Raw genomic sequence first — 24,196 nt, forward strand, 5'->3', positions numbered from 1 at the left:
CACTTTAAAGGAACAGAAGATGAAAAATTGTGTCATCGTCAGCGCGGCACGTACCGCTATTGGCAGCTTCAACGGCGCCCTGGCGACCACCAGCGCCATCGAACTTGGGGCTACCGTAATTAAATCCGCACTTGAGCGCGCCCACCTTGACCCGCAGCAGGTTGATGAGGTCATCATGGGTAACGTGTTGCAGGCAGGTCTCGGACAAAACCCGGCACGCCAGGCATTGTTAAGAAGTGGTCTCTCCGACACCGTTTGCGGTTTTACCGTCAACAAAGTGTGCGGCTCAGGTCTCAAAAGCGTCGCACTTGCCGCGCAGGCAATTCAGGCCGGGCAGGCACAGGCAATTGTCGCCGGAGGTATGGAAAACATGAGCCAGGCCCCCTACCTGTTAGACGCCAAAGCCCGCTGGGGGTATCGCCTCGGAGATGGACAGCTATCCGATGTCATCCTGCGTGACGGTCTGATTTGCGCCACCCACGGTTACCATATGGGGATCACGGCTGAAAATGTTGCCCGTGAATACGATATCAGCCGGGAGATGCAGGATGAACTGGCGCTGATTTCGCAGCATAAAGCAGTGGCTGCGATAAATTCCGGCGCGTTTCAGGCGGAAATAGTGCCCGTCAGCGTGACATCCCGAAAAAAAACCATTGTCTTTGAGCGTGATGAATTTCCAAAAGCTGACTCTACGGCTGAAGGTCTTGCCGCGCTGCGTCCGGCCTTCGACAAAGCAGGCACCGTCACTGCAGGTAATGCTTCGGGGATCAACGATGGTGCTGCAGCCCTGGTAATAATGGAGGAATCTGCGGCGCTGGCTGCGGGACTGAAACCTTTGGCACGTATTAAAGCGTACGCCAGCGGCGGCGTCGCACCAGCGATGATGGGAATGGGGCCGGTACCGGCGACGCAAAAAGCGCTGCAACTGAGCGGGCTGCAACTGTCCGATATCGATCTTATCGAAGCCAACGAGGCGTTTGCCGCGCAGTTCCTGGCGGTGGGTAAAACGCTGGGCTTTGATACGCAAAAAGTTAACGTCAACGGCGGGGCTATCGCGCTTGGTCATCCTATCGGTGCCAGCGGAGCACGTATTCTGGTCACGCTGCTTCATGCCCTACAGGCGCGGGATAAAACGCTCGGACTGGCAACGCTGTGTATTGGCGGCGGTCAGGGAATTGCGATGATAGTGGAAAGGATGAACTAAAAAAAAGGGCCGGATTTCTCCGGCCCTTCTCATAACAGCTTAATTACTCTTCTGCGTCATCCGCAGCATCGTCATCACTTTCCGCTTCAGGCGCGATATCATCGTCCCCTTCTGCGGCGCTACCGTCGATAGAATCAAGCTCTTCATCATCAACCGGTTCAGCAACACGTTGCAGACCCACGACATTTTCATCTTCCGCAGTACGGATGAGGATAACGCCCTGGGTGTTACGCCCTACCACGCTGATTTCCGACACGCGAGTACGCACCAGCGTACCGGCATCGGTAATCATCATGATCTGGTCGCTATCTTCAACCTGCACCGCGCCAACAACAGAACCGTTTCGCTCGGTGACTTTAATTGAGATAACGCCCTGCGTCGCACGAGACTTGGTCGGATACTCTTCTGCTGCGGTACGTTTACCGTAGCCGTTCTGCGTTACGGTCAGGATGGCACCTTCACCGCGCGGAACAATCAGAGAAACGACTTTGTCTTCTCCTGCCAGTTTGATACCGCGTACGCCGGTCGCAGTACGACCCATCGCACGGACGGCGTCTTCTTTAAAGCGCACCACTTTACCGGCGGCAGAGAACAGCATAACTTCATCGTTACCTGCTGTCAGATCCACGCCAATCAGCTCGTCGCCTTCGTTAAGGTTAACCGCAATGATACCGGCAGAACGCGGACGGCTGAACTCGGTCAGCGCCGTTTTCTTCACGGTGCCGCTGGCGGTTGCCATAAAGACGTTCACGCCCTCTTCGTACTCGCGTACTGGCAGAATAGCGGTAATACGTTCGTTAGCTTCCAGCGGCAGCAGGTTGACGATTGGACGTCCACGCGCGCCACGGCTCGCTTCCGGCAGCTGGTACACCTTCATCCAGTACAGACGGCCACGGCTGGAGAAGCAGAGGATCGTGTCATGGGTGTTGGCCACCAGCAGGCGGTCGATAAAGTCTTCTTCTTTAATACGTGCTGCTGACTTACCTTTCCCGCCACGACGCTGTGCTTCGTAGTCAGTTAACGGCTGATATTTAACGTAGCCCTGATGAGACAAGGTCACGACAACATCTTCCTGGCTAATCAGATCTTCGATATTGATGTCAGCGCTGTTGGCAGTGATTTCAGTACGACGCTCGTCGCCGAACTGTTCACGGATCAGCTCCATCTCTTCACGGATAACTTCCATCAGACGATCGGCGCTGCCCAGAATGTGCAGCAGTTCAGCGATCTGCTCCAGCAGCTCTTTGTATTCGTCGAGCAGTTTCTCATGCTCAAGGCCAGTCAGTTTCTGCAAACGCAGATCCAGAATCGCCTGGGCCTGCTGTTCTGTCAGATAGTACTGACCGTCACGCACGCCGAACTCAGGTTCCAGCCATTCAGGACGCGCGGCGTCGTCACCAGCACGTTCCAGCATGGCGGATACGTTACCCAGTTCCCAGGAACGGGCAACCAGCGCAGCTTTCGCTTCAGCCGGGGTTGGCGCACGGCGGATCAGTTCGATGATCGGGTCGATGTTTGCCAGCGCAATCGCCAGCGCTTCAAGGATGTGTGCACGATCGCGAGCTTTACGCAGTTCAAAAATAGTACGGCGTGTAACCACTTCACGACGGTGACGCACGAAGGCTGCGATAATGTCTTTCAGGTTCATGATCTTCGGCTGGCCATGGTGCAGTGCAACCATGTTGATACCGAAGGAAACCTGCAGTTGGGTCTGAGAGTAGAGGTTGTTCAGAACCACTTCCCCGACCGCGTCGCGTTTTACTTCAATCACGATGCGCATACCGTCTTTGTCAGACTCGTCACGCAGCGCGCTGATGCCTTCAACGCGTTTGTCTTTCACCAGCTCAGCGATTTTCTCGATCAGGCGTGCTTTGTTCACCTGATACGGAATTTCATGCACGATGATGGTTTCACGACCGGTTTTCGCGTCAGCTTCGACTTCCGCACGCGCACGAATGTACACTTTGCCGCGACCGGTACGGTAGGCTTCTTCGATACCACGACGACCGTTGATGATCGCGGCGGTCGGGAAGTCCGGGCCAGGAATGTGTTCCATCAGCCCTTCAATGCTGATGTCTTCATCGTCAATGTATGCCAGACAGCCGTTGATCACTTCCGTCAGGTTGTGCGGCGGAATGTTGGTCGCCATACCTACCGCGATACCGGACGAGCCGTTCACCAGCAGGTTAGGAATTTTGGTCGGCATCACGTCAGGAATACGTTCGGTACCGTCGTAGTTATCGACGAAATCAACCGTTTCTTTTTCCAGGTCAGCCATCAGCTCGTGGGCGATTTTCGACATACGGATTTCCGTATAACGCATCGCTGCTGCGGAGTCGCCATCGACAGAACCAAAGTTACCCTGACCATCCACCAGCATATAACGCAAGGAGAATGGCTGCGCCATACGAACAATGGTGTCGTAAACGGCGGTATCACCATGAGGGTGGTATTTACCGATTACGTCACCAACGACACGGGCAGATTTTTTATAGGCTTTATTCCAGTCGTTGCCCAATACGTTCATGGCGTAAAGTACGCGACGGTGTACCGGCTTCAGGCCATCTCGGACGTCCGGCAGCGCACGGCCAACAATGACCGACATCGCATAATCCAGATACGAGCTCTTCAGCTCTTCCTCAATGTTGACCGGTGTAATTTCTCTCGCAAGGTCGCTCATCTAACCGCTATCCCTCTACTGTATCCCGGATTCAAAGGTCGCAAATTATAACACACCCGTGCAGATTCAGGTAAATGGATTCCCCCAGAGAGAGGCTTTATTCATCCCGTCAGGCTGATATACTCGTTTGTATTGCTAATTCAGGAGTAGAAGCCCCAATGAATGCCGAAAAACCCCCGGTAACTCACAACGTTGACCATGAAGAAATTGCCAAATTTGAAGCAGTCGCGTCGCGCTGGTGGGATCTTGAGGGCGAATTTAAGCCTCTGCATCGCATTAACCCACTGCGCCTGGGCTACATTACCGAGCGCTCAGGTGGACTGTTTGGTAAAAAAGTTCTCGACGTCGGTTGCGGCGGCGGCATTCTGGCGGAGAGTATGGCGCGCGAAGGTGCTACGGTCACCGGTCTGGATATGGGCTTTGAACCGTTACAGGTAGCCAGACTTCACGCGCTGGAAAGCGGTATTCAGGTTGAATATGTGCAAGAAACCGTAGAAGAGCACGCCGCAAAACATGCGCATCAATATGACGTTGTAACCTGCATGGAAATGCTGGAACACGTTCCGGATCCGCAGTCAGTGGTCAGATCCTGCGCCAGGCTGGTAAAACCGGGTGGCGAAGTCTTTTTCTCCACGCTTAACCGCAATGGCAAATCCTGGCTGATGGCGGTGGTCGGGGCGGAATATATTCTGCGTATGGTGCCAAAAGGCACACATGACGTGAAAAAATTTATTAAGCCTGCTGAGTTGTTAGATTGGGTTGACCAGACTGTACTGAAGGAACGTCATATGACGGGTCTGCATTACAACCCGATCACTAACACCTTCAAACTGGGCCCAGGCGTCGACGTTAACTATATGGTACATACCACCGCACAAGCCGAGTAACACGCTCCATTACAAAGGCCGGATAAAGGGTTCTCCCCGCCATCCGGCATTTAGTTTGTTTGACCACGCTTTACTGCCATACCTACCAATCATTAGTAGCATCGCTAACGCAATTTTTGCGCCAAATCATAAGAACCTTCTGCACCTTCGACGAAGAAATCAGCACTCGATCAAATTTTCTATTTTTTTTCTCAATTATTGACATCCTCGCCAGGCCTTATAAGACGCGCACTTAGCGATTCTCACCCTTTTGCAACCTCAATTTAACCTCAAAATCAACTCTTGTGCTGAAAAGAATCCCTACTAGAATACTCACCATATAGCGTCTATTTTATCAAACAACCCCTATATATAGTATTTATCCACAGACTTAGTCACAACATGGCTCTGTGGATAATATGGGGGATATTTTTTCTTTCACGGACAGGTAAAAAACCACATGAATCAGAGTCTGCTGGTGACAAAGCGTGATGGTAGTACAGAGCGCATCAATCTTGACAAAATCCACCGAGTTCTGGATTGGGCGGCAGAAGGACTGAATAACGTATCGATTTCTCAGGTCGAGCTGCGCTCCCACATTCAGTTTTATGACGGTATCAAAACCTCCGATATCCATGAAACTATCATCAAAGCTGCCGCAGACCTGATCTCCCGCGATGCGCCGGATTATCAGTATCTGGCTGCCCGCCTGGCAATTTTCCACCTGCGTAAAAAAGCCTATGGTGAATTTGAACCGCCAAAACTGTTCGACCATGTAGTGAAAATGGTTGAAATGGGCAAATACGACAATCATCTGCTGGAAGACTACACGGAAGAAGAGTTCAAGCAGATGGACTCGTTCATCGTACACGACCGCGATATGACCTTCTCCTATGCTGCTGTTAAGCAGTTAGAAGGCAAATACCTGGTGCAAAACCGTGTTACCGGTGAGATTTATGAAAGTGCGCAGTTCCTCTACATTCTGGTAGCAGCCTGCCTGTTCTCTAACTATCCACGTGAAACCCGCCTGGAATACGTTAAACGTTTCTACGATGCCGTTTCTACGTTCAAAATTTCGCTGCCGACGCCAATCATGTCTGGTGTGCGTACTCCGACCCGTCAGTTCAGCTCCTGCGTACTGATCGAGTGTGGTGACAGCCTGGACTCTATCAACGCCACTTCCAGCGCGATTGTGAAATACGTTTCCCAGCGAGCAGGGATCGGTATCAACGCCGGCCGCATTCGTGCGCTGGGTAGCCCGATCCGCGGTGGTGAAGCGTTCCACACCGGCTGTATCCCGTTCTACAAGCACTTCCAGACCGCAGTCAAATCCTGCTCTCAGGGTGGCGTACGCGGCGGTGCTGCCACGCTGTTCTATCCAATGTGGCATCTGGAAGTTGAAAGTCTGCTGGTGCTGAAAAATAACCGTGGCGTTGAAGGTAACCGCGTTCGTCACATGGACTACGGTGTGCAAATCAACAAGCTGATGTACACCCGTCTGCTGAAAGGCGGCGACATCACCCTGTTTAGCCCATCCGATGTCCCGGGTCTGTACGATGCGTTCTTCGCCGATCAGGATGAGTTCGAGCGTCTGTACACCCAATATGAAAACGATGACAGCATCCGTAAACAACGCGTAAAAGCGGTCGAACTGTTCTCACTGATGATGCAGGAACGCGCTTCTACTGGCCGTATCTACATTCAGAACGTTGACCATTGCAACACCCACAGCCCGTTTGACCCGGCCATCGCACCGGTGCGCCAGTCCAACCTGTGCCTGGAAATCGCCCTGCCAACCAAACCGCTGACCGACGTTAACGACGAAAACGGTGAGATTGCGCTGTGTACGCTGTCAGCATTTAACCTCGGCGCAATTGAGAGTCTGGACGAACTGGAAGAGCTGGCTGTACTGGCTGTTCGCGCACTGGATGCACTGCTGGATTACCAGGATTATCCAATTCCGGCGGCAAAACGTGGCGCAATGGGCCGTCGTACGCTGGGTATTGGCGTGATCAACTATGCCTACTGGCTGGCAAAAAATGGCAAGCGTTACTCTGACGGCAGCGCAAATAACCTGACTCACAAAACCTTTGAAGCCATTCAGTATTATCTGCTGAAAGCCTCTAACGAACTGGCAAAAGAGCAAGGCGCGTGCCCGTGGTTTAATGAAACCACCTATGCCAAAGGTATTCTGCCGATCGATACCTACAAAAAAGATCTGGATGCGATCGTCAGCGAAGCACTGCATTACGACTGGGAACAACTTCGTGAATCGATCAAGACTCACGGCCTGCGTAACTCCACGTTGTCTGCCCTGATGCCGTCCGAAACCTCTTCGCAGATCTCCAACGCCACCAACGGCATTGAACCCCCACGCGGCCACGTGAGTATTAAAGCCTCTAAGGATGGGATCCTGCGCCAGGTTGTGCCGGACTATGAGCACCTGAAAAATGCCTATGAATTGCTGTGGGAAATGCCGAACAACGACGGCTACCTGCAACTGGTCGGCATTATGCAGAAGTTTATTGACCAGTCTATTTCAGCGAATACTAACTACGATCCGTCACGCTTCCCGTCCGGAAAAGTGCCGATGCAGCAGTTACTGAAAGATCTGCTCACCGCCTACAAATTTGGTGTGAAAACGCTGTACTATCAGAACACCCGTGACGGTGCAGAAGATGCGCAGGATGATCTGGTGCCGTCCATTCAGGACGATGGCTGCGAAAGCGGCGCATGTAAGATCTGATGAATGATGCCGGGTGGCGCTACGCTTACCCGGCCTACGATTGCACGGTTTGTAGGCCGGACGCGGTGCCTGCACCGCCATCCGGCGCTCATACCACAAAGGATTCACATCAATGGCATACACCACATTTTCACAGACGAAAAATGACCAGCTACTGGAACCGATGTTCTTCGGCCAGCCGGTGAACGTTGCACGCTACGATCAGCAAAAATATGACATCTTCGAAAAATTGATCGAAAAGCAACTCTCTTTCTTCTGGCGCCCAGAAGAGGTCGATGTCTCTCGCGATCGCATCGACTACCAGGCACTGCCAGAACATGAAAAACACATTTTTATCAGCAACCTGAAGTATCAGACGCTGCTGGACTCCATTCAGGGACGTAGCCCAAACGTGGCGCTGTTGCCGCTGATCTCTATCCCTGAGCTGGAAACCTGGGTTGAAACGTGGGCGTTTTCTGAAACAATCCACTCACGCTCCTACACCCATATCATCCGTAACATCGTTAACGATCCGGCGATAGTGTTTGACGATATTGTCACCAACGAACAGATCCAGAAACGTGCGGAAGGGATTTCCAGCTACTACGACGAATTAATCGAGATGACCAGCTACTGGCATCTGCTGGGCGAAGGTACGCACACGGTAAATGGCAAAACGATTGTCGTGAACCTGCGTGAGCTGAAGAAAAAACTGTACCTGTGCCTGATGAGTGTTAACGCACTGGAAGCGATCCGTTTCTACGTCAGCTTCGCCTGCTCTTTCGCCTTTGCCGAACGTGAATTGATGGAAGGCAATGCCAAAATCATTCGCCTGATCGCCCGCGATGAAGCGCTGCACCTGACAGGTACGCAGCATATGCTGAATCTGTTACGCAGCGGCGTGGACGACCCGGAAATGGCAGAGATTGCCGAAGAGTGCAAACAGGAGTGCTACGACCTGTTTGTACATGCTGCACTGCAGGAAAAAGAGTGGGCAGACTATCTGTTCCGCGACGGTTCGATGATCGGTCTGAACAAAGATATTCTGTGTCAGTACGTCGAGTACATCACCAATATTCGTATGCAAGCGGTGGGACTTGATCTGCCGTTCCAGACACGCTCTAACCCGATCCCGTGGATCAACACCTGGCTGGTGTCTGATAACGTTCAGGTTGCGCCACAGGAAGTGGAAGTGAGCTCATATCTGGTCGGCCAAATCGACTCCGAAGTGAACACCGACGATCTGAGTGATTTCCAGCTCTGATGGGCCGCATTACCCTGCGCATTTCTGGCACACAGTTGTTGTGCCAGGATGAACATCCTTCCCTGCTCGCTGTGCTCGAATCGCACAATGTTGAGGTCGAATATCAGTGTCGTGAGGGCTATTGTGGTTCCTGCCGTACGCGTCTGGTAGCAGGACAGGTGGACTGGATTGCAGAGCCTTTAGCCTTTATTCAGCCAGGTGAGATCTTGCCCTGCTGTTGTCGGGCAAAAGGGGATATTGAGATAGAAATGTAGTTTTGTCGGGTGACGGCGAAGCCGCCACCCGGCACATTTAGCGCTTCTCTTTCAAAAAGCTCACCGCTTTATCCGGGAAATCAGTAAACAGCCCGTCAACACCCGCCTTGTTATACAGAATGTCATACAGCTGATTCACGTCAGTCGCGTAATCCGGCAGTTGATCGGCACGAACGGTATAAGGATGCACAACCATCTTGTTCTGATGAGCGTCCTGAACCATTGCGGTTAATGAGATATTGCCTTGCTTAGATTTCTCATCAACCAGCATGTGGTAATCCGGCCCAATGCCGTCCGCATACTCTGCCACCTGCTTCATCGCACCCGGTTTAAACATCCAGTCGTAGTTGTAATTAACCCAACTACCGTCTGGTTTTTTCTCCTGGGTTTCATTCCAGTCAGTGTACGCAATCAACTGCACCAGATTGAGATCCATCCCCATCTTCGGTTCCAGTTCATTTTTAATGCGTTTTAGCTCTGCGACGTCAAAACACTGCAGATAGACATTGTCTTCCTTGCCGGTATACCCATACTTTTTCAGTACCTCCAGCGTCTTAGCCGCAATATCCTTCCCTTCCTGGTGATGGAACCACGGTGCTTTCATTTCCGGGTAAATACCGATGTTCTTACCGGTGGAATGATTTAATCCCTGAACGAACTCAATCTCTTCTTCGAAAGTGTGCACGCGGAAATCAGATTTACCCATCGGGAAACGCCCTGGATATGTCTGCACCTTTTTGCCGTTTTCGATATCGAAGCCTTCAGTAAATTTCAGCGATTTGATCTCATCCAACGTAAAGTCGATAGCGTAGTAACGTCCATCTTTACGGGCACGATCCGGAAAGCGTTCGGCAACATCGGTTACACGGTCAAGATAGTGGTCATGCAGGACGACCAGATGGTCGTCCTTAGTCATCACCAAATCCTGCTCCAGATAATCCGCACCCTGCGCATAGGCCATCGCTTTTGCGGGCAGCGTATGCTCCGGTAAATAGCCGCTTGCTCCACGGTGTGCAATCACAATCTTGTCTGCAGCGATGGCCGCACTGCTGACCACCATACCGGTCAACATCAGCGCTACGCTGAGACTTTTCAATGTCGTTTTCATCTATTAGCCCCCGTTACGCTTCAGTTCCATCTCTTTGTGATGACGTTTTTCACCAATCATGACGACCACCAGCAGAATAACCGCCAGCACGCTGCCGCCAATCATCACCATAAAGCCGCCATCCCAGCCGAAGAAGTCAACGGTGTAACCGACAATGGCGCTTGCCGCCACAGAACCGCCCAGGTAACCAAACAGTCCGGTAAAGCCTGCCGCCGTACCCGCCGCTTTTTTCGGTGCCAGTTCCAGCGCATGCAGACCGATCAACATTACCGGGCCGTAGATCAGGAAGCCGATGATAATCATACAAGCCATATCAACGTTCGGGTTTCCTGCCGGGTTCATCCAGTAGACGATCGTCGCAATAGTCACCAGCGTCATAAAGAACACGCCAGTTGCGCCACGGTTACCACGGAAGACTTTATCCGACATCCAGCCGCATAACAGGGTGCCCGGGATACCTGCGTATTCATATAAGAAGTAAGCCCAGGAAGATTTATCCAGCGCGAAATGCTTCACTTCTTTCAGATAGGTCGGCGACCAGTCAAGGATGCCGTAACGCAGTAAATAGACGAACACGTTGGCGATGGCGATGTACCACAACAGTTTGTTCGGCAGAACGTACTGCATGAAGATCTGCTTCGCAGTCAGCTCTTCTTCTGCTTTTTCGTTGTAATCATCCGGATAGTCGTTCTTGTACTCTTCAATCGGCGGCAGACCGCAGGACTGCGGGGTATCGCGCATCAGAGCAAAGGCAAACAGGGCAACAACAATCGCGCCAAATGCCGGCATGTACAGCGCCGCTTTCCAGTCGTTAAACCAGGCCATCCCCAGCAGGAACAGCAGCGGTGGCAGGCCACCACCAACGTTATGCGCGCAGTTCCAGACGGAAACGATGCCACCACGCTCTTTCTGTGACCACCAGTGCACCATGGTACGGCCACACGGCGGCCAGCCCATCCCCTGGAACCAACCGCAGAGGAACAACAGCACAAACATCACGGCAATGCTCGATGTCGCCCACGGTACAAAGCCCATAAACAACATCACTGCCGCAGCCAGAATCAAACCAGCGGGCAGGAAAACGCGCGGATTCGAGCGGTCCGAAACGGATCCCATGATGAATTTCGAAAAACCATAAGCGATGGAGATACCAGACAACGCAAAGCCCAGATCGCCACGAGAGAAACCCTGCTCAACCAGATAAGGCATCGCCAGGGCAAAGTTCTTACGTACCAGGTAGTACGCGGCATAACCAAAAAAGATCCCCAAGAAAATCTGCCAGCGCAATCGACGATAGGTCGGATCGATCTCCGCTGCAGGCAAACGCGCTTTGTGTGGCGCCGGTTTAAAAATGCTCAACATATTGTAGCCTCCGTGGCCGTCTTTCGTTCGAAGGAAACACTGCAGTTTGTCGTAACAACCCTACCGCTCCCAGTGTGGCCGCGATGTTAAGGAATCATTCGGTGCAATAATGTGAATTACAGCACATATTGTTACAGTTTTATGACAAATGTTCATAAAGACGCACGGAATCACGTTTCATTTTCGAATCATGAGCGATTATGCGCGAAATCAAACAATCCATGTTTTTTATGTGGCTAAATGATAAAAAACGAACTGTGAGGAAAAACAATGAAAACTCGCGACTCGCAAACAAGTGACGTGATTATCATTGGTGGAGGAGCAACAGGTGCAGGGATCGCACGCGACTGTGCCCTGCGCGGCTTGCGCGTCATCTTAGTAGAGCGCCACGATATCGCTACGGGCGCAACGGGGCGTAACCATGGTCTGCTGCACAGCGGTGCGCGCTACGCCGTCACCGACGCTGAATCTGCTCGCGAATGCATCAGCGAAAACCAAATTCTGAAACGTATCGCCCGCCATTGCGTCGAGCCGACGGACGGTCTGTTTATTACGCTGCCGGAGGATGAACTCTCCTTCCAGGCCACCTTTATTCGCGCCTGTGAAGAAGCGGGCATCCGCGCAGAAGCGATAGACCCGCAGCAGGCGCGCATTATCGAACCGGCGGTAAACCCGCAACTGATTGGCGCAGTAAAAGTCCCGGACGGTACCGTGGATCCCTTCCGTTTAACCGCAGCCAATATGCTGGACGCACGCGAGCACGGAGCCGTTATCTTAACGGCCCATGAAGTGACCGGACTGATTCGTGAAGGAGCGACCGTCTGCGGCGTGAACGTACGTAACCATCTTACGGGTGAGATGCAATCCCTGCATGCACCGGTAGTGGTGAATGCCGCCGGGATCTGGGGTCAGCGTATTGCGGAATATGCCGATCTGAGCATTCGCATGTTCCCGGCGAAAGGTTCGCTGCTGATCATGGATCATCGCATTAACCAGCATGTCATCAACCGCTGTCGTAAGCCGTCCGACGCCGATATTCTGGTGCCTGGCGATACCATCTCGCTGATCGGTACGACCTCACAACACATTGATTACGACGATATCGACAGCAACCGTGTCACCGCAGAAGAGGTGGATATTCTGTTGCGTGAAGGCGAGAAGCTGGCACCGATTATGGCGAAAACGCGCATTTTACGCGCTTACTCCGGCGTGCGTCCTCTGGTTGCCAGTGATGATGACCCTAGCGGTCGCAACGTCAGCCGCGGCATTGTGCTGTTCGATCACGCCGAACGCGACGGGCTGGATGGGTTTATCACTATCACAGGCGGGAAGCTTATGACCTACCGCCTGATGGCGGAATGGGCGACCGACGCAGTATGTCGCAAACTGGGTAATTCCCGCCCTTGTACCACGGCGGATACCGCACTGCCTGGGTCGCAGGAATCTACCGAGCACACGCTAAAACGCGTCATCTCTTTGCCAGCACCACTTCGTGGCTCAGCGGTATACCGTCACGGCGATCGCACCCCAGCCTGGCTTAGCGAAGGTCGTCAGCACCGCAGTCTGGTCTGTGAATGCGAAGCGGTCACGGCGGGAGAAGTGCAATATGCCGTCGAGAATTTAACCGTTAACAGCCTGCTGGATTTACGTCGCCGCACCCGCGTCGGCATGGGGACATGCCAGGGTGAGCTGTGTGCCTGCCGTGCCGCAGGTTTGCTGCAACGTTTTAATGTCACCACCGCGGCGCAATCCATCACTCAGCTATCCGAGTTCCTCAATGAGCGCTGGAAAGGCGTGCAACCTATCGCCTGGGGGGATGCGTTGCGCGAAAGCGAATTCACGCGCTGGGTTTATCAGGGATTGTGCGGTCTGGAAAAGGAGCACCAGGATGAAATTTGATACCGTCATTATCGGCGGCGGCCTCGCCGGACTGCTGTGCGGCCTGCAACTGCAAAAAAGCGGTTTGCGCTGCACGATTGTCACTCGCGGCCAAAGCGCGCTGCATTTTTCCTCCGGTTCACTGGATTTGCTCAGCACTCTGCCGGATGGTCAACCGGTCACTAACATTGAGACAGGGCTGGACGCGTTGTGCGCTCAGGCTCCTGCGCATCCTTATAGCGTTATCGGAACACAAAATGTGCTGGAACTGGCACAACAGGCACAGACTTTGCTGGAAGGATCCGGAGCACGTTTGCAGGGGGACGTTCACCAGGCGCATCAGCGTGTAACACCGCTGGGGACCCTGCGTTCAACCTGGTTAAGCTCGCCGGAAGTCCCGGTCTGGCCACTGTCAGCTCAGCGCATCTGCGTGGTAGGCATTAGCGGTCTGCTGGATTTTCAGGCACATCTCGCTGCCGCCTCATTACAGCAGCGCAACCTCAGCGTCGAAACGGCTGAAATCGATCTGCCGGAACTGGATGTTCTGCGCGACAACCCAACCGAGTTTCGCGCCGTTAACATCGCACGCCTGCTGGATAACGAAGACAAATGGCCGCTGCTTTACGACGCGCTGCTGCCGATAGCAAAAACCTGCGACATGATCATTATGCCAGCCTGCTTCGGACTGGCTGACTCCCGGCTCTGGCAATGGCTCAACGATCGTCTCCCCTGTTCGCTTAATTTACTGCCAACCCTGCCGCCTTCAGTCCTGGGCATGCGTCTGCATAATCAGTTGCAGCGCCAGTTTGTACGCCAGGGTGGGATCTGGATGCCTGGCGATGAAGTGAAAAAAATCACCTGCCAGAACGGGTTGGTGAGCGAAATATGGACCCGCAACCATGCTGATATTCCATTGCGTCCACGCTTCGCTGTACTCGCCAGCGGCAGTTTCTTTAGCAGCGGGCTGGTCGCCACTCGAGAGGCCATTCACGAACCGATTATGGGGCTGGATGTCCAGCAAACCGCGACCCGAGCAGAATGGTATCAGCGTGATGTATTCGATCCACAACCGTGGCAACAGTTCGGCGTGACAACGGATGACGCACTGCGCCCTGCTCTTGCGGGAAAAACAGTAGAGAACATGTTTGCCATCGGTTCTGTACTTGGCGGATTTGACCCTATCGCACAGGGTTGTGGAGGCGGCGTATGCGCAGTTAGCGCCTTGCATGCCGCACATCATATTGCGAAACGTGCAGGAGGCCTGCAATGAGCGACACACGTTTTGAAAGCTGTATCAAATGCACAGTGTGCACCACCGCCTGCCCGGTCAGTCGTGTAAACCCGAGCTATCCTGGCCCCAAACAGGCTGGTCCGGACGGTGAACGTCTGCGTCTGAAAGATGGTGCGTTATATGACGATGCACTGAAATATTGCATCAACTGCAAACGCTGCGAAGTCGCCTGCCCCTCAGATGTGAAAATTGGCGATATTATCCAGCGTGCGCGCGCCAAATACGACACGACGCGCCCGTCACTCCGTAACTTTGTCTTAAGCCATACCGATTTGATGGGCAGTGTTTCCACGCCGTTTGCGCCGATAGTCAACACCGCCACGTCGTTGAAACCGGTACGCCAGCTTCTTGATTACGCACTAAAAATCGATCACCGTCGTACGCTGCCGAAGTACTCCTTTGGTACATTCCGCCGCTGGTATCGCAGCGTTGCTGCCCAGCAGGCACAGTATCAGGATCAGGTCGCCTTTTTCCACGGCTGCTTTGTGAACTACAACCATCCCCAGCTCGGCAAAGATCTGATTAAAGTGCTGAACGCGATGGGTACCGGCGTACAACTGCTGAGTAAAGAGAAGTGCTGCGGTGTTCCGCTGATCGCCAATGGTTTTACCGATAAAGCACGTAAACAAGCGGTAAGTAATGTGGCCTCACTCAGAGAAGCCATTGACGGGAAAGGCATTCCGGTGATCGCCACCTCTTCAACCTGTACCTTTGCGCTGCGCGATGAATACCCGGAAGTGCTGGATGTCGACAACTCAGGCCTGCGCGAACATATTGAGCTGGCCACCCGTTGGCTGTGGCGCAAACTGGATGAAGGCAAAACGCTGCCGTTGAAAACGCTGCCGCTGAAAGTGGTCTATCACACTCCCTGCCATATGGAGAAAATGGGCTGGACGCTCTACACGCTGGAGCTGCTACGACAAATTCCGGGGCTTGAATTGACAGTGCTGGATTCTCAGTGCTGCGGGATCGCCGGAACTTACGGCTTCAAAAAAGAAAACTATCCGACATCACAGTCTATTGGCGCCCCCCTGTTCCGCCAGATCGAAGAAAGCGGTGCGGATATCGTCGTTACCGACTGCGAAACCTGTAAATGGCAGATTGAGATGTCTACAAGCAAGCGCTGTGAACATCCGATCACTCTGCTTGCCAAAGCATTGGGTTAACGCTGCTCGCTGCTGCCCGATGGTATTCCACCATCGGGCAAGCAAGTATCAATAACTGCTTTTGAGCTTTTGCACAGCCTTGTCAGATTTAAACATCGCCAACCTGCGATCCAGCGCTTCACTATAGAGCATCGTGTCCACGCCTACGGCAACAAAGTTCGCCCCCCACTGCAGACATTTTTGCGCCATCGCCGGATCGACAGCGAGAAATCCCGCTGCTTTTCCGGCTGCACGAATGCGGCGGATGCTCTCTTCAATAATTCGCTGCACCTCAGGGTGCCCGGCGTTATCCGGATAGCCTAAAGACGCAGAGAGATCTGCCGGACCGATGAAAACACCATCGATACCTTCCACATCCAGGATCGCGTCCAGATTATCCAGCGCCGTTTTACTTTCGACCTGCACCAACAGACAGAGCGACTCATTAGCCAGCGCCATGTAATTATCAATACGTCCCCAACGCGCTGCACGGGCCACGCTGGCCCCAACTCCACGCTCTCCCACCGGAGGATAACGCGTCGCGGAAACCACCTGACGTGCCTGTTCTGCGCTGTCCACCATCGGGATCAGCAGCGTCTGTGCACCGATATCCAGCACCTGCTTAATCAACGCCTTGCTGCCTTCAATCGGACGAATCACTGGCTGACTGGCATAGGGCGCAATAGCCTGAAGCTGGTGATAGAGGTCCTGTACCGTGTTCGGCGCATGCTCACCATCAATGAGCAACCAGTCATAACCCGATGTTGCTGCAATTTCCGCCATATAGGAGGTGGTCGAACTGAGCCACAAACCAATCTGGACTTCCCCTTTGCGCAGCGCTTCTTTAAAAGGGTTTGATAACAATGCGTTCATAACGATCCTTACAACGTAGATAAGATTAATGATGCACCGCGCCCATTTGCGAAGCAGGACGGCTGACTTTCAGGGTGAAGATAATGACTGAACCAATAACTGCGACACATGCCAGGGTCAGAAGCCCTGCTGCATCACTGGCAAAAACGGTTTCAGCTTTAACCCGCAAGATGGGGGCCAGAAATCCCCCCACCGCGCCAAACAGGTTTACAAAACCAATGCCCGCAGCCAGCGCGGTACCAGAGAGCAATTGAGTCGGCATTGTCCAGAACACCGGCTGGACGGCAATAAAGCCCGCGGCCGCCACACATAAAGCCAGAATAGCCAGCACCGGAGACACCAGACCGGAAACGCCAATCCCGATCCCGGCGGCTAACAACGTCAGGGCCGCCACATTGCGCCGGTCACCGGTACGATCAGAGTAGCGCGGGATGAGCCAGGTACCGAACAGGGCAACCACCCACGGAATGGCCGTCACCACGGACGCAGTAAAGCCAACTTTGGTTCCCAATAGTGCCGCAACCTGGGTGGGCAGGAAGAAGATCAATCCATAGACCGCTACCTGAATCGTCAGATAAATAATTGCCAGTTGCCAGACACGCCCATTGCGCAAAGCATCTGACAGTTTTGAGGTGACCTTTTTCTCTTCTTCGCTCGCCAGTTGACTGATGAGAACGGCTTTCTCTTCCGCATTAAGAAAGCGCGCCTCCTGTGGTGTGTCGTCCAGCCAGAAGAAGGTGAAAACGCCTGCACCAACCGCCAGCAAACCTTCGATAACGAACATCCAGAACCACCCCGGATGCCCCATAAAACCGTGCATTTCTAACAGCGCGCCGGAAAGCGGCGATCCCAGAGTTAACGCCAGCGGTGCCCCCATGTAAAACAGCCCCATAATGCTGGCGCGGTTACGCTGCGGAAACCATTGCGACGTCAGGTAGATCATGCCGGGGAAGAAACCGGCTTCCGCCGCCCCCAACAGAGTACGGATAATCAGGAACTTTGCTTCGGTATCCGCCCACGCCATAGCCGCAGAGAGAAATCCCCACAGCAGCGTGGTGGTGCCAATCCAGCTTCTGGCGCCAAATTTACGCATCAGCAGGTTGGCTGGTACGCCCAGGAACGCGTATACCACAAAGAAAATTCCCGCCCCTAGTGCATAGGCTTCATTACTCAGCCCGGTATCAATCTGATACGTCTCTTTGGCAAAACCAATGTTCGAGCGATCCAGAAATGCCAGCACATACAGCGCCAACATAAAGGGAATCAAACGCGCACGGTTTTTCTTCACTACACCGTCAAGTAAAGTGGTTGTCATCACAAGATCCTCAAAGAAATGAGGGCGTTGCCGTGGATAAGGCAACGCACTGGTCATTAGTGGCTGTAGGGGCGCTTCAGATTGCAGTCACGGTTAAGCTCGACGCCAAAGCCAGGCTTATCAAGTACCGACTTATGGATCCGTCCGTTCACCGGCACTGGCTCATCCAGCAGGATAGGGTCGAACTGCGGACGCATCGTTGAACAATCCGGGCTGGTCATCAGGAACTCACTAAACGGGGTATTCGTGAAAGTGATAACCGCATGGTGCGAATAGACCGATGAGCCGTGCGGCACCACCAGTTGTCCACGCGATTTGGCAATTGCGGCAATTTCCACCAGCGTGGTTAATCCACCACACCAGCCGACATCAGGCTGCATGATATCAATGCCGGTTTCAGACAGCGTACGGAAGGACTGCAGCGTGCCGTGGTGTTCACCGCTGGTTACCATCATGCCTGCCGGTGCATTGCGCTTCAGCTCACGATAACCTTCATATTGCTGTGGCGGCAGACACTCTTCGATCCATTTCAGGTTATGCGGCGCACAGGCATGCGCCAGTTTGGTGGCATAGTTCACGTCCTGGCTCATCCAGCAGTCGAGCATCAGCCAGAAATCCGGGCCACATTTCTCACGCATATCGGCCACCATCGCGGCATCTTTGCGAACACCCGCGTCCCCATCGTGCGGCCCCCAATGGGTCGGCATTTTTCCACCGATAAAGCCCAACTCTTTTGCCAGATCTGGACGTGCCCCAGTGGCATAGAACTGAATTTCATCACGAACCGCGCCACCCAGCAGTTTGTAGACCGGTAATCCCACGACCTTGCCAAACAGATCCCAAAGCGCGAGATCCACGCAAGAGATGGTGTTCATCACCAGACCGCCAGAGCCAGAATAATACATTGTGGCACCAATCATCTGATCGTGAATGAGTTTAATATCACTGACGCATTTGCCTTCGATAAAGCGGTTAAGATGCTTTTCGACAATAAAGCAGCCCATCTCTCCAGCCGTCGAGACTGCAAACCCCGTCTGACCGTTTTCTGCCTCCACTTCGACAATCAACGTCCCCAGCACGTTTATGCCGAAAGACTGGCGCGACTGTTCATACTCACGGTATTTGCTCATTGGCGTAGCAATGTGATCGTCAATCCAGTGATGAGCGCCCTGGTCATGATAATCACCACCGCCCGCTCCTTTCTCCGCCGTAGCACCGCCGGTAAACCAGGCACGAACATGTTTAATTTTTGGTAGGGTCATGATGTTCTCCATTATTATGATGCGAGTGAATCGAAGGGACTTTTCCAGCCCAACAGACGTGAAATATCTTTGGCGCAGGCAATTGCCTTCCCGGCCAGGTAATCACGATTCTCTTCGTTGATTTGTAAACGAGTGCCAACCACTGAAATCGCGGCAGTCAGCGTATTACTGGCATTAAAAACGGGAGCGGCAACACAGCGAACATCCGGGTAATCCTCGCCATTATCAAAACTCCATCCACGCTGGCGAATGCGCTCCAGTTCATCATTCAGTTGCTGAGGATCAGCAATTGTGGTCGGCGTCGCCTTCTCCCATACCAACTGGTCAATAATGGTTTTGCGTACTGCAGCAGGCTGCCAGGCCAGCAAACATTTGCCGATGCCAGAGCGATACAGAGAAAGACTTTTTCCCTCATGAGAACGCACGCTGATGGTGGACGAGGATTCCACTTTCAGAATGTAATACGCGCTTTCGTGGTCGATGAGCCCCAGATGACAAAGCAGATCGGTTTCATCCATAAGCTGTGTCAAGCGCGGACGCGCCAGCTCACGCAGATCCATTTTGCTCAACGCATGCCCCGAGAGTTCAACCAGTTTGGTCCACAGGCAGTAGTTCTCCTGATGATCAATACTGAGAAAGCGCTGACGCTTCAGTTCGTTTAACAACAAATAAGCGGTGCTTTTCGGAATACCCAACGTATCCACAATCGTTGCGGCGCTGCACGGGCCGATACGCGCAATAAGATTGAGAATTTCTATCGCTCTGGTAAGCGCGGGGACTTTGCTTGATTCCAACATACTGGACTCCGGTCTGAGATACTGGAATCAGTGTGTTCGGTCAACAGGGTTAAAATTGTGAAGCACATCAAATCCCGCCTTTCTTCCAGCAGGCTGGAAAGATTACGTATAAAAATGTGAACCACAGCACGGATTTTTCCACAGGGAGTACAACAGGTTGGACAATAATGCAGGAGAAATTGCCGAATGGCGGGGGAACGTCTACTCACACACATAAGCAGACGTTCACTTAAAGCCCGATAAGCGCAGCGCTACCGGGCAATTTACAGGCTAGATCGTCAGCGACTCAACCACTTCAATCCAGCCGTGTTCGCTGGCAAGATCCTGCCCGTTTAGCCAGCGACGCAGCATATTTAGCGCCATCATCGCGCAGACTTCCTGACGAACCGGCAAGCTATAGCGATTCGCATTCAGTCGCACGCGCAAGGCATATGTACCATCGGGCGTTGCCAGGGCAAAGTTAATATGTTCGTTTTCGAAACCCGATACCGCCAACGCCAGCTCAGCATAATGGTTGCCGCGTCGTTCAGTTATCCAGTGCGCCGTTTGCGCCAGCGTTTCTTCCTGAGAGGGGACCACCTCGCTGGCCAGCAGTGGGGCGTTAGCACGGGAAAGTTGCAGAGCAACCAGACCACCGGTGAACTGTTCGCTCAACGTCAGGCTGTACTGGCGTTCCTGTAACTTACGGGCGATTTGCGCGGGTAATCCTTCCGTCCCCTCAAAAATCATGTTCTGTCCGGCGACCCGTTTAACTTCCGGCCACAGCGCCATCATCGCTTCACGTTGGGAATCCGGCCCGGTGAGTTTCAACTCGATAATCGGCATGGATGAGCGATACCCCATTGTCACTCCCGCCGGTAGTGACAGAGAATCCAGGCTCTGTGCCAGATCGCTTTCAGAGCGGCCAAAGGTGGTTAATCGCAGACATAGAGGGGGCTGAGAGAGCGAGAAACGCTCACGCAAGCGCGGCAGGATCTCATGCTCGATCATGACTTTAAATTCTGACGGCACGCCCGGCGTAAAGAACATCAGGCAGCGGTTTAGCTTAACGGCAAAGCCACATGCAGTGCCCACCGGATTATTAATAAACTCCGCGCTGGCAGGAAGCTCGGCCTGCTTGCGATTGCTCGGTGCCATCACGCGGCCGCGCTCGCGGAAAAAGCTCTCCATCTGGGCCAGCCATGGCTCATGCAGCACCAGTCCCTCACCTTTTGCCGTTGCCGCTGCCAGTGCACTCAAATCATCGCTGGTTGGCCCTAAGCCGCCATTGACGATCAACACATCGGCGTGTTCACTACGCTCACGCAAGATAGCGACCAAATCGTCAAGATTGTCGCCTACCGTGTTACGGCGCGTTAACGGTAATCCCTGATTAAAGAAAAAATCGGCCAGCCAGGCAGCGTTGGTGTCGACGATCTGCCCGTGCAACACTTCATCCCCGGTGGATAGCATCTCCACATTTAACATTGTGTTCTCCTGCTTTTGTAATAGAAACACTATAACGCAATGCAGGGGGAACATGGAGAAGGAAGAGGAGTAAAACAGGCGCAGCAGAACGCCGCGCCAGGAAGATTAGAAGCTGGCGCTAACCCCAACGTACGGGCCGTCAGCAATCGCGTTATCACGGTTGCCATCTTTACCGGCCAGATTCAGGTAGCGATAACCCGCTTCAATGCTCAGTGGACGCATAATCGTCAGGCGCGCACCGGCATTCGCTTCTTCAAAGCTGTCGATACCGCTGGAGAGCGAGTCCGGAGAGTAATAGTATTCGCCAAACAGACGGAGGCTGTCGCCAATCGGCCACTGCAGACCACCACCAACAGCCGCCGCATAACCTTCATCACCATCCTTCGGATTGGTGTAAATACCTTTGCCGCCAACAGTAGCCAACAGCGGTCCAAGCGGGATATTCAGACCAAGACCCAGACCAGCCGCGTCGCCATCGTCATCGTTGTGCATCCAGTTGCCGCTTACCGCTAATCCGGTTGACTCGGTGCCAAAGCCGACGCCAATGTTGGTGTAATCTTCACCAGCCTGACCATTGATGCTGATGGCATTAGCCGATGCGGAAACAAACAGCATTCCGGCAAGTCCTAACAGTACGCTTTTTTTCATTTTTACCCTTTCCAGCAAGCAAGTAATTAATGTGCCCCAAAACCGCAGGATTGTACTGCCAACAGCAAAGGAATCAATGAGCTAAAAAAGCGATCTAATAACATATTGTAACGAAATACTACCCGAAACCGTTTCAATAAGTGACGATGGAATTGACAATAATCACTTTAACCAACGCGTCAGCTCCCGTATTCTTTTGCCTCATCTCAGTACATTAAGGAACATAACCGTGCGTCAAAGGACAATTGTTTGCCCATTAATTCAAAATGAAGGCTGTTATTTGCTGTGTAAAATGGCCAACGATCGCGGTGTTTTTCCCGGTCAGTGGGCGTTATCGGGCGGTGGCGTGGAACCTGGCGAACGTATCGAAGAAGCCCTGCGACGGGAAGTAAGGGAAGAGTTAGGCGAGCAGCTTGTGTTGACCGATATCACCCCCTGGACCTTCAGCGATGATATCCGCACCAAAACGTATGCTGACGGCAGGCAGGAAGAGATTTACATGATTTATCTGATCTTCGACTGCATTTCTGCCAATCGCGAAGTGAACATTAATGAAGAGTTTCAGGATTTCGCCTGGGTAAAACCAGAAGATCTTGGACATTACGACTTAAACATCGCCACCCGAAAGACATTAACATTAAAAGGATTACTGTAAGTACAACGCTGCTTCTTAGAATCACCTCGCTGACTTAATATCTTTATGCACCAGCCCTTCGGGGCTGAGCAAACAAAATGTTTAATATCAATTAAATAACCATTAATCTCTTCTGCATCGCTCTCTTTTCTCCACCTTAAATCCTTAAGGATAAATTAACCTTCGATCATTAACCTTTGTAGCCTGATGAAATAATTAACGCGCGCTTGTTTGTCATAAAAATAAACCTACGACTGCGTTTAATGGCTTGAAGGAATAATGATGTCTGACTTTTTGCCCTTCTCTCGCCCGGCAATGGGTACTGAAGAACTTACCGCAGTTAAGGCGGTTCTGGATTCAGGATGGATAACCACCGGCCCTAAAAACCATGAGCTGGAGGAGGCGTTCTGTCGGCTTACGGGAAACCAACATGCCGTTGCCGTCTGCTCTGCCACCGCAGGTATGCACGTCACGCTGATGGCGTTGGGTGTGGGTGAAGGCGATGAAGTCATCACGCCTTCAATGACGTGGGTTTCTACGCTCAACATGATTGTCCTGCTGGGAGCCACGCCGGTCATGATCGATGTCGACCGCGATACGCTGATGGTAACACCGGAGCAAATTGAAGCCGCTATTACGCCACGAACCAAAGCTATTATACCGGTGCATTACGCAGGTGCTCCCGCCGATCTTGACGCGATTTACGCTATCGGCAAGCGCTATGGGATCACGGTGATAGAAGACGCAGCCCATGCCGTGGGAACGTTATATAAAGGTCGTCATGTTGGTGCTCGCGGCACGGCAATCTTCTCCTTTCACGCCATCAAAAATATTACCTGTGCGGAAGGCGGGCTGGTTGTTACTGACGACAAACAGCTGGCTCAACGGTTACGCAGCCTGAAATTTCACGGCCTGGGAGTGGATGCGTATGACCGACAAACCTACGGCCGAGCCCCGCAGGCAGAAGTTCTCACGCCGGGATACAAATACAACCTCACCGACATCAATGCGGCTATCGCCCTGACGCAACTGGGCAAACTGGCGCAACTGAACGCGCGCCGTGCGGAAATTGCCCAACAGTACCAGCAAGCGCTAGCTGATTCGCCTTTTCAGCCGCTGAACCTGCCGCGGTGGCCGCATGTACACGCCTGGCACCTGTTTATTATTCGTGTCGATGAAGCACGCTGCGGTATAAGCAGAGATGCGTTAATGGAAGCGCTTAAAGCCAGAGGTATTGGTACCGGCCTGCATTTTCGCGCCGCACACACGCAAAAATATTATCGCGAACGTTTCACTACCCTTTCGCTTCCTGATACGGAATGGAATAGCGCGCGCATCTGTTCGCTGCCGTTATTCCCTGACATGACCGCCGATGATACCCGGCGCGTGATTACAGCACTTCGCCAGATAGCAGGACAATAAT

The 24,196-nt window shown here is 52.9% G+C and carries 19 protein-coding genes; 10 read left to right on the plus strand and 9 right to left on the minus strand.

What is annotated here, in order from left to right:
* Positions 1-19: 19 nt before the first annotated feature.
* Entirely contained in the window at positions 20-1,204 is a 1,185-nt protein-coding gene (locus AACS05_RS16070) for an acetyl-CoA C-acetyltransferase (protein ID WP_045445447.1), read from the plus strand.
* 43 nt (positions 1,205-1,247) lie between these two features.
* Here AACS05_RS16070 and gyrA read toward each other — a convergent pair whose 3' ends face one another.
* The gene (gene gyrA, locus AACS05_RS16075) at positions 1,248-3,884 is read right to left on the minus strand and encodes a DNA topoisomerase (ATP-hydrolyzing) subunit A (protein WP_045445460.1); all 2,637 of its coding nucleotides are present in this window, start codon (positions 3,882-3,884) and stop codon (positions 1,248-1,250) included.
* A 158-nt stretch (positions 3,885-4,042) separates the two neighbouring features.
* On the opposite strand from gyrA, the gene ubiG reads away from it, so the two are divergent.
* The 4 genes from ubiG to yfaE all read left to right on the plus strand — a co-directional run bounded on the left by ubiG (position 4,043) and on the right by yfaE (position 8,993).
* Positions 4,043-4,771: a bifunctional 2-polyprenyl-6-hydroxyphenol methylase/3-demethylubiquinol 3-O-methyltransferase UbiG gene (ubiG, locus tag AACS05_RS16080; RefSeq protein ID WP_045445462.1), complete on the plus strand. Its 729-nt coding sequence runs from the start codon at positions 4,043-4,045 to the stop codon at positions 4,769-4,771.
* A 439-nt stretch (positions 4,772-5,210) separates the two neighbouring features.
* Positions 5,211-7,496, plus strand: coding sequence for a class 1a ribonucleoside-diphosphate reductase subunit alpha (gene nrdA, locus AACS05_RS16085; protein WP_045445465.1), 2,286 nt, complete (start codon positions 5,211-5,213; stop codon positions 7,494-7,496).
* Between the two features lie 112 nt (positions 7,497-7,608).
* Positions 7,609-8,739: a class Ia ribonucleoside-diphosphate reductase subunit beta gene (nrdB, locus tag AACS05_RS16090; protein WP_045445468.1), complete on the plus strand. Its 1,131-nt coding sequence runs from the start codon at positions 7,609-7,611 to the stop codon at positions 8,737-8,739.
* Positions 8,739-8,993, plus strand: coding sequence for a ferredoxin-like diferric-tyrosyl radical cofactor maintenance protein YfaE (yfaE, locus tag AACS05_RS16095; protein ID WP_045445471.1), 255 nt, complete (start codon positions 8,739-8,741; stop codon positions 8,991-8,993). The genes nrdB and yfaE overlap by 1 nt, the downstream gene beginning before the upstream one ends.
* A gap of 37 nt (positions 8,994-9,030) precedes the next feature.
* On the opposite strand, the gene glpQ is transcribed toward yfaE, so the two are convergent.
* Both glpQ and glpT read right to left on the minus strand, forming a co-directional pair.
* Positions 9,031-10,101, minus strand: a complete 1,071-nt coding sequence (gene glpQ / locus AACS05_RS16100) for a glycerophosphodiester phosphodiesterase (protein ID WP_045445474.1) — start codon at positions 10,099-10,101, stop codon at positions 9,031-9,033.
* Between the two features lie 3 nt (positions 10,102-10,104).
* Positions 10,105-11,463, minus strand: coding sequence for a glycerol-3-phosphate transporter (glpT, locus tag AACS05_RS16105; protein ID WP_045445476.1), 1,359 nt, complete (start codon positions 11,461-11,463; stop codon positions 10,105-10,107).
* A 270-nt stretch (positions 11,464-11,733) separates the two neighbouring features.
* On the opposite strand from glpT, the gene glpA reads away from it, so the two are divergent.
* The 3 genes from glpA to glpC are packed head-to-tail and all read left to right on the plus strand — an operon-like array spanning position 11,734 to position 15,798.
* The gene (glpA, locus tag AACS05_RS16110; RefSeq protein ID WP_045445479.1) at positions 11,734-13,362 is read left to right on the plus strand and encodes an anaerobic glycerol-3-phosphate dehydrogenase subunit A; all 1,629 of its coding nucleotides are present in this window, start codon (positions 11,734-11,736) and stop codon (positions 13,360-13,362) included.
* A complete protein-coding gene (gene glpB, locus AACS05_RS16115) occupies positions 13,352-14,611 on the plus strand; it encodes a glycerol-3-phosphate dehydrogenase subunit GlpB (protein ID WP_045445482.1) in 1,260 nt (419 codons plus the stop codon). The genes glpA and glpB overlap by 11 nt, the downstream gene beginning before the upstream one ends.
* Positions 14,608-15,798: an anaerobic glycerol-3-phosphate dehydrogenase subunit GlpC gene (gene glpC / locus AACS05_RS16120; RefSeq protein ID WP_003834686.1), complete on the plus strand. Its 1,191-nt coding sequence runs from the start codon at positions 14,608-14,610 to the stop codon at positions 15,796-15,798. The genes glpB and glpC overlap by 4 nt, the downstream gene beginning before the upstream one ends.
* 48 nt (positions 15,799-15,846) lie before the next feature.
* Here the strand turns inward: glpC and yfaU are convergent, their stop codons facing one another.
* From yfaU to AACS05_RS16150, 6 genes are all read right to left on the minus strand, one after another.
* Complete coding sequence (yfaU, locus tag AACS05_RS16125; protein WP_045445487.1) at positions 15,847-16,650, minus strand: 2-keto-3-deoxy-L-rhamnonate aldolase; 804 nt, start codon at positions 16,648-16,650, stop codon at positions 15,847-15,849.
* Positions 16,651-16,675: 25 nt separating this feature from the next.
* Positions 16,676-17,965 (minus strand): MFS transporter, encoded by a 1,290-nt coding sequence (locus AACS05_RS16130; RefSeq protein WP_045445490.1) that lies wholly within the window; start codon positions 17,963-17,965, stop codon positions 16,676-16,678.
* A gap of 56 nt (positions 17,966-18,021) precedes the next feature.
* The gene (rhmD, locus tag AACS05_RS16135; RefSeq protein WP_045449727.1) at positions 18,022-19,227 is read right to left on the minus strand and encodes an L-rhamnonate dehydratase; all 1,206 of its coding nucleotides are present in this window, start codon (positions 19,225-19,227) and stop codon (positions 18,022-18,024) included.
* Between the two features lie 14 nt (positions 19,228-19,241).
* Positions 19,242-20,024: an IclR family transcriptional regulator gene (locus tag AACS05_RS16140; protein WP_045445492.1), complete on the minus strand. Its 783-nt coding sequence runs from the start codon at positions 20,022-20,024 to the stop codon at positions 19,242-19,244.
* A gap of 270 nt (positions 20,025-20,294) precedes the next feature.
* A complete protein-coding gene (locus AACS05_RS16145; protein WP_045445495.1) occupies positions 20,295-21,491 on the minus strand; it encodes a nicotinamide mononucleotide deamidase-related protein YfaY in 1,197 nt (398 codons plus the stop codon).
* Between the two features lie 105 nt (positions 21,492-21,596).
* Positions 21,597-22,139 (minus strand): YfaZ family outer membrane protein, encoded by a 543-nt coding sequence (locus AACS05_RS16150; protein WP_045445497.1) that lies wholly within the window; start codon positions 22,137-22,139, stop codon positions 21,597-21,599.
* A gap of 229 nt (positions 22,140-22,368) precedes the next feature.
* Here AACS05_RS16150 and nudI point away from each other — a divergent pair, with 229 nt between their 5' ends.
* Both nudI and arnB read left to right on the plus strand, forming a co-directional pair.
* Positions 22,369-22,794 (plus strand): nucleoside triphosphatase NudI, encoded by a 426-nt coding sequence (gene nudI / locus AACS05_RS16155; protein WP_045445500.1) that lies wholly within the window; start codon positions 22,369-22,371, stop codon positions 22,792-22,794.
* 261 nt (positions 22,795-23,055) lie between these two features.
* Positions 23,056-24,195, plus strand: coding sequence for a UDP-4-amino-4-deoxy-L-arabinose aminotransferase (gene arnB, locus AACS05_RS16160; protein ID WP_045445503.1), 1,140 nt, complete (start codon positions 23,056-23,058; stop codon positions 24,193-24,195).
* The last annotated feature ends 1 nt before the right edge of the window (position 24,196 follow it).

The organism is Citrobacter sp. S-77 (assembly GCF_963864895.1).
Lineage (GTDB): Bacteria > Pseudomonadota > Gammaproteobacteria > Enterobacterales > Enterobacteriaceae > Citrobacter > Citrobacter murliniae.